This is a genomic window from Enterobacter sp. JBIWA003 (assembly GCF_019968825.1).
Taxonomy (GTDB): Bacteria; Pseudomonadota; Gammaproteobacteria; order Enterobacterales; family Enterobacteriaceae; genus Enterobacter; species Enterobacter quasiroggenkampii.
This window is the reverse complement of record NZ_CP074170.1, coordinates 4,595,896-4,608,836: the sequence shown is the minus strand read 5'-3', so window position 1 is coordinate 4,608,836 and position 12,941 is coordinate 4,595,896. Positions and strand designations below refer to the sequence as shown.

Below are 12,941 nucleotides of genomic sequence, written 5' to 3'. Positions count from 1 at the left end.
TTGAATCACGGGAGTAAAGACAGATGAGCATGCAAGATCCGATCGCGGATATGCTGACCCGTATCCGTAACGGTCAGGCCGCGAACAAAGTTGCGGTCACCATGCCTTCCGCCAAGCTGAAAGTGGCAATTGCCAACGTGCTGAAGGAAGAAGGTTTTATCGAAGATTTTAAAGTTGAAGGCGACACCAAGCCGGAACTGGAACTTACTCTCAAGTATTTCCAGGGTAAAGCTGTTGTAGAAAGCATTCAGCGTGTCAGCCGCCCAGGCCTGCGCATCTATAAGAAAAAAGATGAGCTGCCAAAAGTTATGGCTGGTCTTGGTATCGCAGTTGTTTCTACCTCTAAAGGTGTTATGACTGATCGTGCAGCGCGCCAGGCTGGTCTTGGTGGCGAAATTATCTGCTACGTAGCCTAATCGGAGGAAAGAATGTCTCGTGTTGCTAAAGCACCGGTCGTTATTCCTGCCGGCGTTGATGTAAAAATCGACGGTCAGGTTATTACGATCAAAGGTAAAAACGGCGAGCTGACTCGTACCCTCAACAAAGCTGTTGAAGTTAAACATGCAGATAACGCTCTGACCTTCGGTCCACGTGATGGTTTCGTGGATGGATGGGCTCAGGCTGGTACCGCGCGTGCCCTGCTGAACTCAATGGTTGTTGGTGTTACCGAAGGCTTCACTAAAAAGCTTCAGCTGGTTGGTGTAGGTTATCGTGCAGCTATCAAAGGGAATGCAGTAGGCCTGTCTCTGGGCTTCTCACACCCTGTTGAGCATCCGCTGCCGGCCGGTATCACTGCAGAATGCCCGACTCAAACTGAAATCGTGCTGAAAGGCGCTGATAAACAGCTGATCGGTCAGGTTGCAGCAGATCTGCGCGCCTACCGTCGTCCTGAGCCTTACAAAGGCAAGGGTGTTCGTTACGCCGACGAAGTCGTGCGTACCAAAGAGGCTAAGAAGAAGTAAGGTAACACTATGGATAAGAAATCTGCTCGTATCCGTCGTGCGACCCGCGCACGCCGCAAGCTCAAAGAGCTGGGTGCAACTCGCCTGGTGGTACATCGTACCCCGCGTCATATTTACGCACAGGTAATTGCACCGAACGGTTCTGAAGTTCTGGTAGCTGCTTCTACTGTAGAAAAAGCTATCTCAGAACAATTGAAGTACACCGGTAACAAAGACGCCGCTGCAGCTGTAGGTAAAGCTGTTGCTGAACGCGCTCTGGAAAAAGGCATCAGCAATGTTTCCTTTGACCGTTCCGGGTTCCAATATCATGGTCGTGTCCAGGCACTGGCAGATGCTGCCCGTGAAGCTGGCCTTCAGTTCTAAGGTAGAGGTGTAAGATGGCTCACATCGAAAAACAGGCTGGCGAACTGCAGGAAAAGCTGATCGCGGTAAACCGCGTATCTAAAACCGTTAAAGGTGGTCGTATTTTCTCCTTCACAGCTCTGACTGTAGTAGGCGATGGTAACGGTCGCGTTGGTTTTGGTTACGGTAAAGCGCGTGAAGTTCCAGCAGCGATCCAGAAAGCGATGGAAAAAGCCCGTCGCAACATGATTAACGTCGCGCTGAACAACGGCACCCTGCAGCACCCAGTTAAAGGTGTTCACACGGGTTCTCGTGTATTCATGCAGCCAGCTTCAGAAGGTACCGGTATCATCGCCGGTGGTGCAATGCGCGCCGTTCTGGAAGTTGCTGGGGTTCATAACGTTCTGGCTAAAGCATATGGTTCCACCAACCCGATCAACGTGGTTCGTGCAACTATTGATGGCCTGGAAAATATGAATTCTCCAGAAATGGTCGCTGCCAAGCGTGGTAAATCCGTTGAAGAAATTCTGGGGTAATTGACCATGGCAAAGACTATTAAAATCACTCAAACCCGCAGTGCAATCGGTCGTCTGCCGAAACACAAGGCAACGCTGCTTGGCCTGGGTCTGCGTCGTATTGGTCATACCGTTGAGCGCGAGGATACTCCTGCTGTTCGTGGTATGGTCAACGCGGTTTACTTCATGGTTAAAGTTGAGGAGTAAGAGATGCGTTTAAATACTCTGTCTCCGGCCGAAGGCTCTAAAAAGGCGGGTAAACGCCTGGGTCGTGGTATCGGTTCTGGCCTCGGCAAAACCGGTGGTCGTGGTCACAAAGGTCAGAACTCTCGTTCTGGCGGTGGCGTACGTCGCGGTTTCGAGGGTGGCCAGATGCCACTGTACCGTCGTCTGCCGAAGTTCGGCTTCACCTCTCGTAAAGCAGCGATCACAGCGGAAATCCGTCTGTCTGACCTGGCGAAAGTTGAAGGCGGCGTTGTAGACCTGAATACGCTGAAAGCAGCAAACATTATCGGTATCCAGATCGAGTTCGCGAAAGTGATCCTGGCTGGTGAAGTTTCTACTCCGGTAACTGTTCGTGGCCTGCGTGTTACTAAAGGTGCTCGTGCTGCTATCGAAGCTGCTGGCGGTAAAATTGAGGAATAAGTAGCAGATGGCTAAGCAACCGGGATTAGATTTTCAAAGTGCCAAAGGTGGATTTGGCGAGCTGAAACGCAGACTGCTGTTTGTTATCGGCGCGCTGATTGTGTTCCGTATTGGCTCTTTTATTCCGATCCCTGGTATCGATGCCGCTGTACTTGCCAAACTGCTTGAGCAACAGCGAGGCACCATCATTGAAATGTTCAACATGTTCTCTGGTGGTGCTCTCAGCCGTGCTTCTATCTTCGCATTGGGTATTATGCCGTACATTTCGGCATCTATTATTATCCAGCTGCTGACGGTCGTTCATCCGGCCCTGGCAGAGTTGAAGAAAGAAGGGGAGTCTGGACGTCGTAAGATTAGTCAGTACACCCGTTACGGTACTCTGGTGCTGGCAATATTCCAGTCGATCGGTATTGCTACCGGTCTGCCGAATATGCCTGGTATGCAGGGCCTGGTGTTAAACCCGGGCTTTGCATTCTACTTCACCGCTGTTGTAAGTCTGGTCACAGGGACAATGTTCCTGATGTGGCTCGGCGAACAGATTACTGAGCGTGGTATCGGTAACGGTATCTCAATCATTATCTTCGCCGGTATTGTTGCGGGCCTCCCGCCAGCCATCGCCCACACTATCGAGCAAGCGCGTCAAGGCGACCTGCACTTCCTCCTGTTGCTGTTGGTTGCAGTATTAGTATTTGCAGTGACGTTCTTTGTTGTCTTCGTTGAACGTGGTCAACGCCGCATTGTGGTGAACTACGCTAAACGTCAGCAAGGTCGTCGTGTCTATGCTGCACAGAGCACACATTTACCGCTGAAAGTGAACATGGCGGGGGTTATCCCGGCTATCTTCGCTTCCAGTATTATTCTGTTCCCGGCGACCATCGCGTCATGGTTCGGGGGCGGTACTGGTTGGAACTGGCTGACAACAATTTCGCTGTATTTGCAGCCTGGGCAACCACTTTATGTGTTACTCTATGCGTCTGCGATCATCTTCTTCTGTTTCTTCTACACGGCGTTGGTCTTCAACCCGCGTGAAACAGCAGATAACCTGAAGAAGTCCGGTGCATTTGTACCAGGAATTCGTCCGGGAGAGCAAACGGCGAAGTATATCGATAAAGTAATGACCCGCCTGACTTTGGTTGGTGCGCTCTATATTACTTTTATCTGCCTGATCCCGGAGTTCATGCGTGATGCAATGAAAGTACCGTTCTACTTCGGTGGGACCTCACTGCTTATCGTTGTTGTCGTGATTATGGACTTTATGGCTCAAGTGCAAACTCTGATGATGTCCAGTCAGTATGAGTCTGCATTGAAGAAGGCGAACCTGAAAGGCTACGGCCGCTAATTGGTCGCCTGAGAAGTTACGGAGAGTAAAAATGAAAGTTCGTGCTTCCGTCAAGAAATTATGCCGTAACTGCAAAATCGTTAAGCGTGATGGTGTCATCCGTGTGATTTGCAGTGCCGAGCCGAAGCATAAACAGCGCCAAGGCTGATTATTTCGCATATTTTTCTTGCAAAGTTGGGTTGAGCTGGCTAGATTAGCCAGCCAATCTTTTGTATGTTTGTACGTTTCCATTTGAGTATCCTGAAAACGGGCTTTTCAGCATGGTGCGTACATATTAAATAGTAGGAGTGCATAGTGGCCCGTATAGCAGGCATTAACATTCCTGATCAGAAACATGCTGTGATCGCATTAACTTCGATCTACGGCGTCGGCAAGACCCGTTCTAAAGCCATTCTGGCTGCAGCGGGTATCGCTGAAGATGTTAAGATCAGTGAGCTGTCTGAAGAACAAATCGACACGCTGCGTGACGAAGTTGCCAAATTTGTCGTTGAAGGTGATCTGCGCCGTGAAATCAGCATGAGCATCAAGCGCCTGATGGATCTTGGTTGCTATCGCGGTTTGCGTCATCGTCGTGGTCTGCCAGTGCGCGGTCAGCGTACTAAGACCAACGCACGTACCCGTAAGGGTCCGCGCAAACCGATCAAGAAATAATCGGGGTGATTGAATAATGGCAAAGGCACCAGTTCGTGCACGTAAACGTGTAAGAAAACAAGTCTCTGACGGCGTGGCTCATATCCATGCTTCTTTCAACAACACCATCGTTACTATTACTGATCGTCAGGGTAACGCATTGGGTTGGGCAACAGCCGGTGGTTCCGGTTTCCGTGGTTCTCGCAAATCCACTCCGTTCGCAGCTCAGGTTGCAGCAGAGCGTTGCGCTGAAGCCGTAAAAGAATACGGCATCAAGAATCTGGAAGTTATGGTTAAAGGTCCGGGTCCGGGTCGTGAATCTACTGTTCGCGCTCTGAACGCCGCTGGTTTCCGCATCACGAATATTACTGATGTGACTCCGATCCCTCATAACGGTTGTCGTCCGCCGAAAAAACGTCGCGTATAACGCTCCGTTTTTTAGGTTAGTTGGAGATAGAAAATGGCAAGATATTTGGGTCCTAAGCTCAAGCTGAGCCGTCGTGAGGGCACCGACTTATTCCTTAAGTCTGGCGTTCGCGCGATCGATACCAAGTGTAAAATTGAACAAGCTCCTGGCCAGCACGGTGCGCGTAAACCGCGTCTGTCTGACTATGGTGTGCAGTTGCGTGAAAAGCAAAAAGTTCGCCGTATGTACGGTGTGCTGGAGCGTCAGTTCCGTAACTACTATAAAGAAGCAGCACGTCTGAAAGGCAACACAGGTGAAAACCTGCTGGCTCTGCTGGAAGGTCGTCTGGACAACGTTGTATACCGTATGGGCTTCGGCGCTACTCGTGCTGAATCACGTCAGCTGGTTAGCCACAAAGCAATCATGGTAAACGGTCGTGTTGTTAACATCGCTTCTTATCAGGTTAAAGCGAATGACGTTGTTAGCATTCGTGAGAAAGCGAAAAAGCAATCTCGCGTGAAGGCCGCTCTGGAGCTGGCTGAGCAGCGTGAAAAGCCAACCTGGCTGGAAGTTGATGCTGGCAAGATGGAAGGTACGTTCAAGCGTCAGCCAGAACGTTCTGATCTGTCTGCGGACATTAACGAACACCTGATCGTCGAGCTTTACTCCAAGTAAAGCTTAGTACCAAAGAGAGGACACAATGCAGGGTTCTGTGACAGAGTTTCTAAAACCGCGCCTGGTAGATATCGAGCAAGTGAGTTCGACGCACGCCAAGGTGACCCTTGAGCCTTTAGAGCGTGGCTTTGGCCATACTCTGGGTAACGCACTGCGCCGTATTCTGCTCTCATCGATGCCGGGTTGCGCGGTGACCGAGGTTGAGATTGATGGTGTACTTCATGAGTACAGCACCAAAGAAGGCGTTCAGGAAGATATCCTTGAAATCCTGCTCAACCTGAAAGGGCTGGCGGTGAGAGTTCAGGGTAAAGATGAAGTTATTCTTACTCTGAATAAATCTGGCATTGGCCCTGTGACTGCAGCCGACATCACCCACGACGGTGATGTTGAAATCGTCAAGCCGCAGCACGTGATCTGCCACCTGACCGATGAGAACGCAGCAATTAGCATGCGTATCAAAGTTCAGCGCGGTCGTGGTTATGTGCCGGCTTCTGCCCGAATTCATTCGGAAGAAGATGAGCGCCCAATCGGCCGTCTGCTGGTCGACGCATGCTACAGCCCTGTAGAGCGTATTGCCTACAATGTTGAAGCAGCGCGTGTAGAACAGCGTACCGACCTGGACAAGCTGGTCATCGAAATGGAAACCAACGGCACAATCGATCCTGAAGAGGCGATTCGTCGTGCGGCAACCATCCTGGCAGAACAACTGGAAGCTTTCGTTGACTTACGTGATGTACGTCAGCCGGAAGTGAAAGAAGAGAAACCAGAATTCGATCCGATCCTGCTGCGCCCTGTTGACGATCTCGAATTGACTGTCCGCTCTGCTAACTGCCTCAAGGCAGAAGCTATCCACTATATCGGTGATCTGGTACAGCGTACCGAGGTTGAGTTGCTGAAAACGCCGAACCTGGGTAAAAAATCTCTTACTGAGATTAAAGACGTGCTGGCTTCACGTGGTCTGTCTCTGGGCATGCGCCTGGAAAACTGGCCACCGGCAAGCATTGCTGACGAGTAACCGGATCACAGGTTAAGGTTTTACTGAGAAGGATAAGGTCATGCGCCATCGTAAGAGTGGTCGTCAACTGAACCGCAACAGCAGCCATCGCCAGGCTATGTTCCGCAACATGGCAGGTTCACTGGTTCGTCATGAGATCATCAAGACGACCCTGCCTAAAGCGAAAGAGCTGCGTCGCGTAGTTGAGCCGCTGATTACTCTTGCCAAGACTGACAGCGTTGCTAATCGTCGTCTGGCATTCGCCCGTACTCGTGATAACGAGATCGTGGCAAAACTGTTTAACGAACTGGGCCCGCGTTTCGCGAGCCGTGCCGGTGGTTACACTCGCATTCTGAAGTGTGGTTTCCGTGCAGGCGACAACGCGCCGATGGCTTACATCGAGCTGGTTGATCGTTCAGAGAAAGCAGAAGCTGCTGCAGAGTAATCTGCAGTAACGTAAAAAAACCCGCCTCGGCGGGTTTTTTTATATCCGCGATATCCCCACTTCTCTACAATGCCTGTATCAATTCTGTTCATCCTCTGGAGCTGGTAATGTGGTTGCTCGACCAGTGGGCAGAACGCCATATTCGCGATGCCCAAAAAAAAGGTGAATTCGACGATCTTCCGGGACGCGGCGAACCCCTTGTGCTTGACGATGACTCGCACATTGCGCCTGAACTAAGGGCGGGCTACCGTTTACTGAAAAATGCAGGCTGTCTCCCTCCGGAACTTGAACAGCGCAGAGAGGCTGTTGAACTGGCCGATCTGCTGAAAGGGATCCGTCAGGACGATCCGCGACATTCTGAACTGAGCCGTCGTCTGGCCCTGCTTGAACTTAAGCTGCGCCAGGCAGGAATGAACACTGACTTTCTGCACGGTGAATACGGTGAAAGCTTGTTGCGGAAAATTAACGAGGGGTAGTTATGTACCGTATCGGTGAACTTGCGAAGCTCGCTAACGTCACGCCGGATACCATCCGATATTACGAAAAGCAGCAGATGATCGACCATGAAGTCCGTACTGAAGGTGGCTTTCGACTTTATACCGATAACGATCTGCAGCGCCTGCGGTTTATTCGTTATGCGCGCCAGCTCGGTTTCACATTAGACTCGATCCGCGAGCTATTATCGATCCGCATCGATCCGGCACATCACACCTGCCAGGAGTCTAAAAGCATTGTGCAGGCCCGGCTGGATGAAGTGGAAGCACGCATTCAGGAACTGCAAACCATGCAGCGCTCTCTGCAAAGGCTGAATGATGCTTGTTGCGGTACGGCCCACAGCAGTATTTATTGTTCCATACTGGAAGCCCTTGAACAGGGGGCCAGTGGAGAAACCGAGGACTGTTGATTTTTAGTCCATCCGGATCTAGACTCCCGTCGTCATAAACCATGCTCAGGAGAATTTATGAGCCGCTATCAGCACACGAAAGGACAGATAAAAGACAATGCCATTGAGGCACTACTTCACGACCCACTATTCAGACAGCGTGTTGAGAAGAATAAAAAAGGGAAAGGGAGTTATCTGCGTAAAAACAAGCATGCAAAACGGGGTAACTGGGAGGCCAGTGGCAAACAAGCGAATCGCTTATTTACCACTGGCCTTCCTGCTTTAAGCTTTCGATTAAACGCGGTTGTTCTGCTCTTTTAACAGATCGCGAATCTCACTCAGCAGCACTTCTTCTTTTGTTGGTGCAGGCGCCGCTGCCGGCTCTTCTTTTTTACGGTTCAGCTTGTTGATCAGCTTGATAGCCATAAAAATGGCAAACGCCACAATCACGAAATCAAATACGTTCTGAATAAATACGCCGTAGTGCATCACGACTGCCGGAACATCACCTTGTGCTTCACGCAGCGTGAAAGCGAATTGTTTGAAATCAATGCCCCCGATCAGCAACCCTAAAGGTGGCATGATAATGTCGGCCACTAATGATGAAACAATCTTGCCGAATGCCGCACCAATAATGACACCCACTGCCAAATCCACCACGTTTCCGCGCATCGCAAATTCGCGAAATTCTTTAATAAAACTCATTTTGTTCTCCTTGTGCCAGCTGACGACTATAAGTTTAACAAATGATTAGCTAATTGCCATTCGGGATAATTAAACGTTATGAAAAATAAAAGGCACAGAAATGAAAAGGATAAAGGTCGGGTGCACTTTTTCAGGCACCCGACACATTAAAGGAAGAATGGGCTTGGCTGGAATAAACGTTCGACGTCGGTAATAAACTTTTTATCGGTAAGGAACATAATAACGTGATCGCCTTGCTCAATACGTAAATTATCATTGGCAATCATGACATCATTTCCGCGCACGACGGCACCGATAATCGTTCCCGGTGGCAGCTTAATTTCGTCTATCGAACGGCCCACGACGCGTGACGTGGTTTCATCTCCGTGCGCCACGGCTTCAATGGCTTCCGCGACACCGCGGCGGAGCGATGACACCCCGACAATATCCGCTTTACGCACATGGCTCAGGAGCGCGGAAATGGTCGCCTGCTGAGGTGAAATGGCAATATCAATGACGCTGCCCTGCACCAGATCAACGTATGCCCGACGCTGGATAAGCACCATGACCTTTTTGGCCCCCATGCGTTTGGCGAGCATGGCGGACATTATATTTGCTTCATCGTCGTTGGTGACGGCAATAAAGAGATCAACTTGATCAATATGCTCTTCAGCCAGTAATTCCTGATCGGACGCATCGCCATAAAATACGATCGTATTTTGCAGTTTTTCCGCCAGTTCAGCAGCACGCTGCTGATCGCGCTCGATCAACTTCACGCTGTAATCTTTTTCCAGCCGGTGTGCCAGACCTGCACCGATATTGCCGCCGCCGACCAGCATAATGCGTTTATAGGGTTTTTCGAGACGCTGAAGTTCACTCATCACCGCACGAATATGCTGTGAAGCCGCAATAAAGAAGACTTCGTCACCGGCTTCGACAATCGTGGAGCCCTGCGGGCGGATTGGCCTGTCGTGACGGAAAATGGCTGCGACGCGCGTATCGATATGCGGCATGTGCTCGCGCATGGTGGAAAGCGCATTGCCGATCAATGGCCCGCCGTAATAGGCCTTAACGACGGCCAGGCTCACTTTACCTTCGGCAAAATTCACTACCTGCAGGGCGCCCGGATATTCGATCAGACGGTAGATATTATCGATAACCAGCTGTTCTGGGGCGATGAGATGATCAATAGGGACCGCTTCTGAGTTAAACAGCTTCTCAGCATCGCGGACATAGTCCGGAGAACGGATGCGCGCGATTCGGTTTGGCGTGTTGAAAAGCGAGTAGGCCACCTGACAGGCCACCATATTGGTTTCGTCAGAACTGGTCACCGCAACCAGCATATCGGCATCGTCAGCGCCCGCCTCACGAAGAACGCGCGGGTGCGAACCATGGCCCTGCACAACGCGCAGGTCAAATTTGTCCTGCAAAACACGCAGGCGATCGCCGTTGGTATCCACGATGGTGATGTCGTTGTTTTCGCCAACCAGGTTTTCCGCCAGCGTTCCGCCAACCTGTCCTGCGCCCAGAATGATAATCTTCATATCTCGTGACCTGTTCTCAACATCACTCTTTGATTAGCTTAGCGTAAAAGAAGCCATCACCCTCTTCTGCACCCGGCAGATTCTGCTGACCCGGGCGTTCAGGCGTTCCCGTATCGCGCAGCGCCGCGTCCGGGGTACGTTTAAGGAAGGCCGCGATTTGCTGACTGTTTTCTTCAGGAAGTACCGAGCAGGTCGCATACACCAGCGTTCCGCCGGGCTTGAGATGCGGCCAGATGGCGTCGAGGATGTCGGATTGCAGCTGGGCAAGTTCGTTAATATCACGATCGCGACGCAGCCACTTGATATCCGGATGACGACGAATCACGCCGGTTGCAGAGCAGGGGGCATCCAGCAAAATGCGATCGAATTGTGTTTCACCACACCATTCTGCGGGTTTGCGTCCATCGCCTTGCTTAACCTGCGCCTTCATGCCCAGGCGCTTGAGGTTGTCATAGACGCGTGAAAGACGCTGCTCATCAACGTCCACCGCCATCACGCTGGCCTCCGGAGCCACTTCAAGAATATGCGTCGTTTTGCCCCCTGGTGCGGCGCAGAGATCGAGGATCTGCTCACCGTTTTGGGGTTCAAGCCAGGTCATGCAACCCTGAGCAGAAGCATCCTGTACCGTTACCCAACCCTCTTCAAAGCCGGGTAATGCATGTACCGGTGCAGGCGATGCTAAGCGCACGGCATCAGGGTATGCGTCATGGGTGAAGCCGCTCATTCCAGCTTCTTCGAGTAATGCAAGCCATGCGTCACGGGTGTGGTGATTACGATTCACACGTAACCACATTGGTGGACGCTGGTTGTTGGCATCAGCAATGTCCTGCCACTGCTGCGGATAAGCTTTTTTCAGGCGCTTCAACAGCCAGTCCGGATGCAGGAAGCGCGCTTCGTTTTGGGCAAATTCAGCCAGAAGCTCATCCTGCTGTCGCTGGAACTGGCGCAATACGCCGTTGATCAGCCCTTTCAACTGAGGACGTTTAATCGCAACGGCACCTTCCACCGTCTCTGCCAGCGCGGCGTGAGGTGGGATGCGGGTATGAAGAAGCTGATAAAAACCCACCATAATCAAATAATGTACGGTGCGCTGCTTGCCCGTCATTGGGCGTGACATGAGCTTATTAATCAGCCACTCAAGCTGAGAGAGTGTGCGCAGAACGCCAAAGCAGAGCTCCTGAAGCAGGGCTTTATCTTTATCAGAAACTTTTTGCTGCAGGGGAGGCAGGACGTTACTCAATGACTGGCCCTGCTCGATAACCTGCTCGACGGCCTGAGCCGCCATACTGCGTAGATTTTGTTTTTTCATAACCGTAAAAATAAAAATGCCCGGAAACACCGGGCCTTAAGAATAAATTTGCTCAGGCAAGGCGATTGCCCGGGATAAACCATTCACGACGGGAATTTAACAGATCCTGAGCGCTCATGGCTTTCTTACCGGCCGGTTGGAGCGATTCAAGATTCAAAATCCCTTGCGCAGTCGCCACCTGGATACCGTTCTTGCTGGCATCAATAATCGTACCGGGTTCCGCCGTCGTCGCACCGCTAATGACGGAGGCCTTCCAGACTTTTACTGGCTGCTCATCAATTTCCATCCAGCTCATTGGCCACGGATTAAAAGCGCGAATGCAGCGTTCAAGTTGAGCGGCTGACAGGGACCAGTCGATACGCGCTTCTTCTTTGCTCAGCTTTTCGGCGTAGGTTACCAGCGCATCATCCTGAACTTCCGGTTTTGCCGTATTGTCAGCAAGCTGCTGAAGCGTCTCGATAAGACCTTGTGGGCCAAGGTCTGCCAGTTTGTCATACAGCGTGGCGCTGGTATCGTCTGGCGTAATGGGGCAGGCCAGTTTATACAGCATGTCGCCGGTGTCTAAACCTACGTCCATCTTCATGATGGTCACGCCAGTTTCGGCATCACCCGCCCACAGCGCGCGCTGGATAGGTGCTGCACCACGCCAGCGTGGGAGCAGAGACCCATGCACGTTGATACAACCCAGGCGCGGCATATCAAGCACGGCTTTTGGCAGAATTAAACCGTAAGCCACCACCACCATTACGTCGGCATTCAGGTCAGCAACCAGCTGCTGATTTTCCTGCGGGCGCAGCGATGCGGGCTGAAAAACGGGAAGCCCATGCTCTTCTGCCAGCACTTTGACCGGGCTCGGCATCAGTTTTTTGCCGCGACCAGCAGGACGGTCCGGCTGGGTAAAGACGCCAACAACCTGGTGACCAGACGATAACAGCGCGTCAAGATGACGCGCTGCAAAATCAGGGGTTCCCGCGAAGATAATACGTAGTGTTTTAGACACGATGATCCTTGTATCCGGGGGGACGTTATGCGCGAGAACGCAAACGATCCAGTTTCTCTACTTTCTGACGAATACGCTGCTGTTTCAGCGGCGAGAGATAATCGATAAACAGTTTACCGACCAGGTGATCCATCTCATGCTGAATACAAATTGCCAGCAGGTCGTCTGCCTCCAGTTCGAACGGATTACCGTCACGATCCAGGGCGCGAATTTTCACTTTTTCTGCACGAGGCACTAACGCACGCTGTTCAGGAATAGACAGACAGCCTTCCTCAATACCGGTTTCGCCACTCTTTTCGAGCAGCTCAGGGTTGATCAGCACCAGGCGGCCATCGCGATTTTCCGAAACATCAATCACGATAATACGCTTGTGAATGTCCACCTGCGTCGCCGCCAGGCCAATGCCTTCTTCGGCGTACATGGTATCGAACATATCATCAACGATACGCTGGATTTCTGCATTCACTTCTTTGACCGGTTCAGCGACGATGCGAAGGCGCTCGTCCGGAATATGTAACACTTGCAAAACTGCCATAAATTTCCAGAGTCGTGTTCAGGAGTTGATAAG

Annotated in this window: 21 protein-coding genes; 16 read left to right on the top strand and 5 right to left on the bottom strand. The window is 51.4% G+C overall.

The annotated features are described in order from the left end of the window. The first annotated feature begins 23 nt into the window (after positions 1-23). From rpsH to KGP25_RS22310, 16 genes are all read left to right on the top strand, one after another. Positions 24-416 carry a 30S ribosomal protein S8 gene (gene rpsH, locus KGP25_RS22385; protein ID WP_006178918.1) on the top strand — a complete coding sequence of 131 codons (393 nt, stop codon included), beginning with the start codon at positions 24-26 and terminating at the stop codon, positions 414-416. A 12-nt stretch (positions 417-428) separates the two neighbouring features. Next, positions 429-962 (top strand): 50S ribosomal protein L6, encoded by a 534-nt coding sequence (gene rplF, locus KGP25_RS22380; RefSeq protein ID WP_003863296.1) that lies wholly within the window; start codon positions 429-431, stop codon positions 960-962. Between the two features lie 9 nt (positions 963-971). Then, on the top strand, positions 972-1,325 hold the full coding sequence (gene rplR / locus KGP25_RS22375; RefSeq protein ID WP_003863297.1) for a 50S ribosomal protein L18: 354 nt from the start codon (positions 972-974) through the stop codon (positions 1,323-1,325). Between the two features lie 14 nt (positions 1,326-1,339). After that, on the top strand, positions 1,340-1,840 hold the full coding sequence (gene rpsE, locus KGP25_RS22370) for a 30S ribosomal protein S5 (protein WP_003863299.1): 501 nt from the start codon (positions 1,340-1,342) through the stop codon (positions 1,838-1,840). A 6-nt stretch (positions 1,841-1,846) separates the two neighbouring features. Beyond that, on the top strand, positions 1,847-2,026 hold the full coding sequence (gene rpmD / locus KGP25_RS22365; RefSeq protein WP_003863301.1) for a 50S ribosomal protein L30: 180 nt from the start codon (positions 1,847-1,849) through the stop codon (positions 2,024-2,026). Positions 2,027-2,029: 3 nt separating this feature from the next. Beyond that, positions 2,030-2,464 carry a 50S ribosomal protein L15 gene (gene rplO, locus KGP25_RS22360; protein ID WP_003863304.1) on the top strand — a complete coding sequence of 145 codons (435 nt, stop codon included), beginning with the start codon at positions 2,030-2,032 and terminating at the stop codon, positions 2,462-2,464. Between the two features lie 7 nt (positions 2,465-2,471). Then, positions 2,472-3,803: a preprotein translocase subunit SecY gene (gene secY, locus KGP25_RS22355; protein WP_003863305.1), complete on the top strand. Its 1,332-nt coding sequence runs from the start codon at positions 2,472-2,474 to the stop codon at positions 3,801-3,803. 31 nt (positions 3,804-3,834) lie between these two features. Continuing rightward, positions 3,835-3,951: a 50S ribosomal protein L36 gene (gene rpmJ, locus KGP25_RS22350; RefSeq protein ID WP_000868187.1), complete on the top strand. Its 117-nt coding sequence runs from the start codon at positions 3,835-3,837 to the stop codon at positions 3,949-3,951. Between the two features lie 146 nt (positions 3,952-4,097). Then, a complete protein-coding gene (gene rpsM, locus KGP25_RS22345; RefSeq protein ID WP_003863308.1) occupies positions 4,098-4,454 on the top strand; it encodes a 30S ribosomal protein S13 in 357 nt (118 codons plus the stop codon). 16 nt (positions 4,455-4,470) lie between these two features. Further along, positions 4,471-4,860 carry a 30S ribosomal protein S11 gene (gene rpsK, locus KGP25_RS22340; RefSeq protein WP_003863312.1) on the top strand — a complete coding sequence of 130 codons (390 nt, stop codon included), beginning with the start codon at positions 4,471-4,473 and terminating at the stop codon, positions 4,858-4,860. A 33-nt stretch (positions 4,861-4,893) separates the two neighbouring features. Then, positions 4,894-5,514, top strand: a complete 621-nt coding sequence (gene rpsD / locus KGP25_RS22335; RefSeq protein ID WP_004868345.1) for a 30S ribosomal protein S4 — start codon at positions 4,894-4,896, stop codon at positions 5,512-5,514. 25 nt (positions 5,515-5,539) lie between these two features. After that, positions 5,540-6,529 (top strand): DNA-directed RNA polymerase subunit alpha, encoded by a 990-nt coding sequence (gene rpoA / locus KGP25_RS22330; RefSeq protein ID WP_002919219.1) that lies wholly within the window; start codon positions 5,540-5,542, stop codon positions 6,527-6,529. A gap of 40 nt (positions 6,530-6,569) precedes the next feature. Then, the gene (gene rplQ, locus KGP25_RS22325) at positions 6,570-6,953 is read left to right on the top strand and encodes a 50S ribosomal protein L17 (protein WP_001216368.1); all 384 of its coding nucleotides are present in this window, start codon (positions 6,570-6,572) and stop codon (positions 6,951-6,953) included. 107 nt (positions 6,954-7,060) lie between these two features. Next, a complete protein-coding gene (locus KGP25_RS22320; protein ID WP_045909532.1) occupies positions 7,061-7,429 on the top strand; it encodes a DUF1992 domain-containing protein in 369 nt (122 codons plus the stop codon). Between the two features lie 2 nt (positions 7,430-7,431). Beyond that, positions 7,432-7,857: a Zn(2+)-responsive transcriptional regulator gene (gene zntR / locus KGP25_RS22315; RefSeq protein WP_021242972.1), complete on the top strand. Its 426-nt coding sequence runs from the start codon at positions 7,432-7,434 to the stop codon at positions 7,855-7,857. A 57-nt stretch (positions 7,858-7,914) separates the two neighbouring features. After that, complete coding sequence (locus KGP25_RS22310) at positions 7,915-8,157, top strand: alternative ribosome-rescue factor A (protein ID WP_223539637.1); 243 nt, start codon at positions 7,915-7,917, stop codon at positions 8,155-8,157. Here KGP25_RS22310 and mscL read toward each other — a convergent pair. The 5 genes from mscL to def form a co-directional block, all read right to left on the bottom strand. Continuing rightward, positions 8,131-8,541, bottom strand: a complete 411-nt coding sequence (mscL, locus tag KGP25_RS22305; protein ID WP_025759210.1) for a large-conductance mechanosensitive channel protein MscL — start codon at positions 8,539-8,541, stop codon at positions 8,131-8,133. The two genes, KGP25_RS22310 and mscL, sit on opposite strands and share 27 nt — an antisense overlap. 146 nt (positions 8,542-8,687) lie before the next feature. Then, on the bottom strand, positions 8,688-10,064 hold the full coding sequence (trkA, locus tag KGP25_RS22300) for a Trk system potassium transporter TrkA (RefSeq protein WP_025759209.1): 1,377 nt from the start codon (positions 10,062-10,064) through the stop codon (positions 8,688-8,690). A 22-nt stretch (positions 10,065-10,086) separates the two neighbouring features. Continuing rightward, on the bottom strand, positions 10,087-11,373 hold the full coding sequence (gene rsmB, locus KGP25_RS22295; protein WP_223539636.1) for a 16S rRNA (cytosine(967)-C(5))-methyltransferase RsmB: 1,287 nt from the start codon (positions 11,371-11,373) through the stop codon (positions 10,087-10,089). A gap of 52 nt (positions 11,374-11,425) precedes the next feature. Further along, positions 11,426-12,373: a methionyl-tRNA formyltransferase gene (gene fmt, locus KGP25_RS22290; RefSeq protein ID WP_048030956.1), complete on the bottom strand. Its 948-nt coding sequence runs from the start codon at positions 12,371-12,373 to the stop codon at positions 11,426-11,428. 25 nt (positions 12,374-12,398) lie between these two features. Further along, on the bottom strand, positions 12,399-12,908 hold the full coding sequence (def, locus tag KGP25_RS22285) for a peptide deformylase (protein ID WP_008503479.1): 510 nt from the start codon (positions 12,906-12,908) through the stop codon (positions 12,399-12,401). Positions 12,909-12,941: the final 33 nt, after the last annotated feature.

Excerpts from the sequence above, each read along its gene's own strand:
- rpsK (WP_003863312.1), top strand. The coding sequence starts at position 4,471 with ATGGCAAAGGCACCAGTTCGTGCACGTAAACGTGTAAGAAAACAAGTC.
- rpmJ (WP_000868187.1), top strand. The coding sequence starts at position 3,835 with ATGAAAGTTCGTGCTTCCGTCAAGAAATTATGCCGTAACTGCAAAATC.
- KGP25_RS22310 (WP_223539637.1), top strand. The coding sequence starts at position 7,915 with ATGAGCCGCTATCAGCACACGAAAGGACAGATAAAAGACAATGCCATT.
- rpsD (WP_004868345.1), top strand. The coding sequence starts at position 4,894 with ATGGCAAGATATTTGGGTCCTAAGCTCAAGCTGAGCCGTCGTGAGGGC.
- secY (WP_003863305.1), top strand. The coding sequence starts at position 2,472 with ATGGCTAAGCAACCGGGATTAGATTTTCAAAGTGCCAAAGGTGGATTT.
- trkA (WP_025759209.1), bottom strand. The coding sequence starts at position 10,064 with ATGAAGATTATCATTCTGGGCGCAGGACAGGTTGGCGGAACGCTGGCG.
- rplR (WP_003863297.1), top strand. The coding sequence starts at position 972 with ATGGATAAGAAATCTGCTCGTATCCGTCGTGCGACCCGCGCACGCCGC.
- rpoA (WP_002919219.1), top strand. The coding sequence starts at position 5,540 with ATGCAGGGTTCTGTGACAGAGTTTCTAAAACCGCGCCTGGTAGATATC.
- def (WP_008503479.1), bottom strand. The coding sequence starts at position 12,908 with ATGGCAGTTTTGCAAGTGTTACATATTCCGGACGAGCGCCTTCGCATC.
- rpmD (WP_003863301.1), top strand. The coding sequence starts at position 1,847 with ATGGCAAAGACTATTAAAATCACTCAAACCCGCAGTGCAATCGGTCGT.
- rplO (WP_003863304.1), top strand. The coding sequence starts at position 2,030 with ATGCGTTTAAATACTCTGTCTCCGGCCGAAGGCTCTAAAAAGGCGGGT.
- KGP25_RS22320 (WP_045909532.1), top strand. The coding sequence starts at position 7,061 with ATGTGGTTGCTCGACCAGTGGGCAGAACGCCATATTCGCGATGCCCAA.
- rplQ (WP_001216368.1), top strand. The coding sequence starts at position 6,570 with ATGCGCCATCGTAAGAGTGGTCGTCAACTGAACCGCAACAGCAGCCAT.
- rsmB (WP_223539636.1), bottom strand. The coding sequence starts at position 11,373 with ATGAAAAAACAAAATCTACGCAGTATGGCGGCTCAGGCCGTCGAGCAG.
- rpsH (WP_006178918.1), top strand. The coding sequence starts at position 24 with ATGAGCATGCAAGATCCGATCGCGGATATGCTGACCCGTATCCGTAAC.
- rpsE (WP_003863299.1), top strand. The coding sequence starts at position 1,340 with ATGGCTCACATCGAAAAACAGGCTGGCGAACTGCAGGAAAAGCTGATC.
- zntR (WP_021242972.1), top strand. The coding sequence starts at position 7,432 with ATGTACCGTATCGGTGAACTTGCGAAGCTCGCTAACGTCACGCCGGAT.
- rplF (WP_003863296.1), top strand. The coding sequence starts at position 429 with ATGTCTCGTGTTGCTAAAGCACCGGTCGTTATTCCTGCCGGCGTTGAT.
- mscL (WP_025759210.1), bottom strand. The coding sequence starts at position 8,541 with ATGAGTTTTATTAAAGAATTTCGCGAATTTGCGATGCGCGGAAACGTG.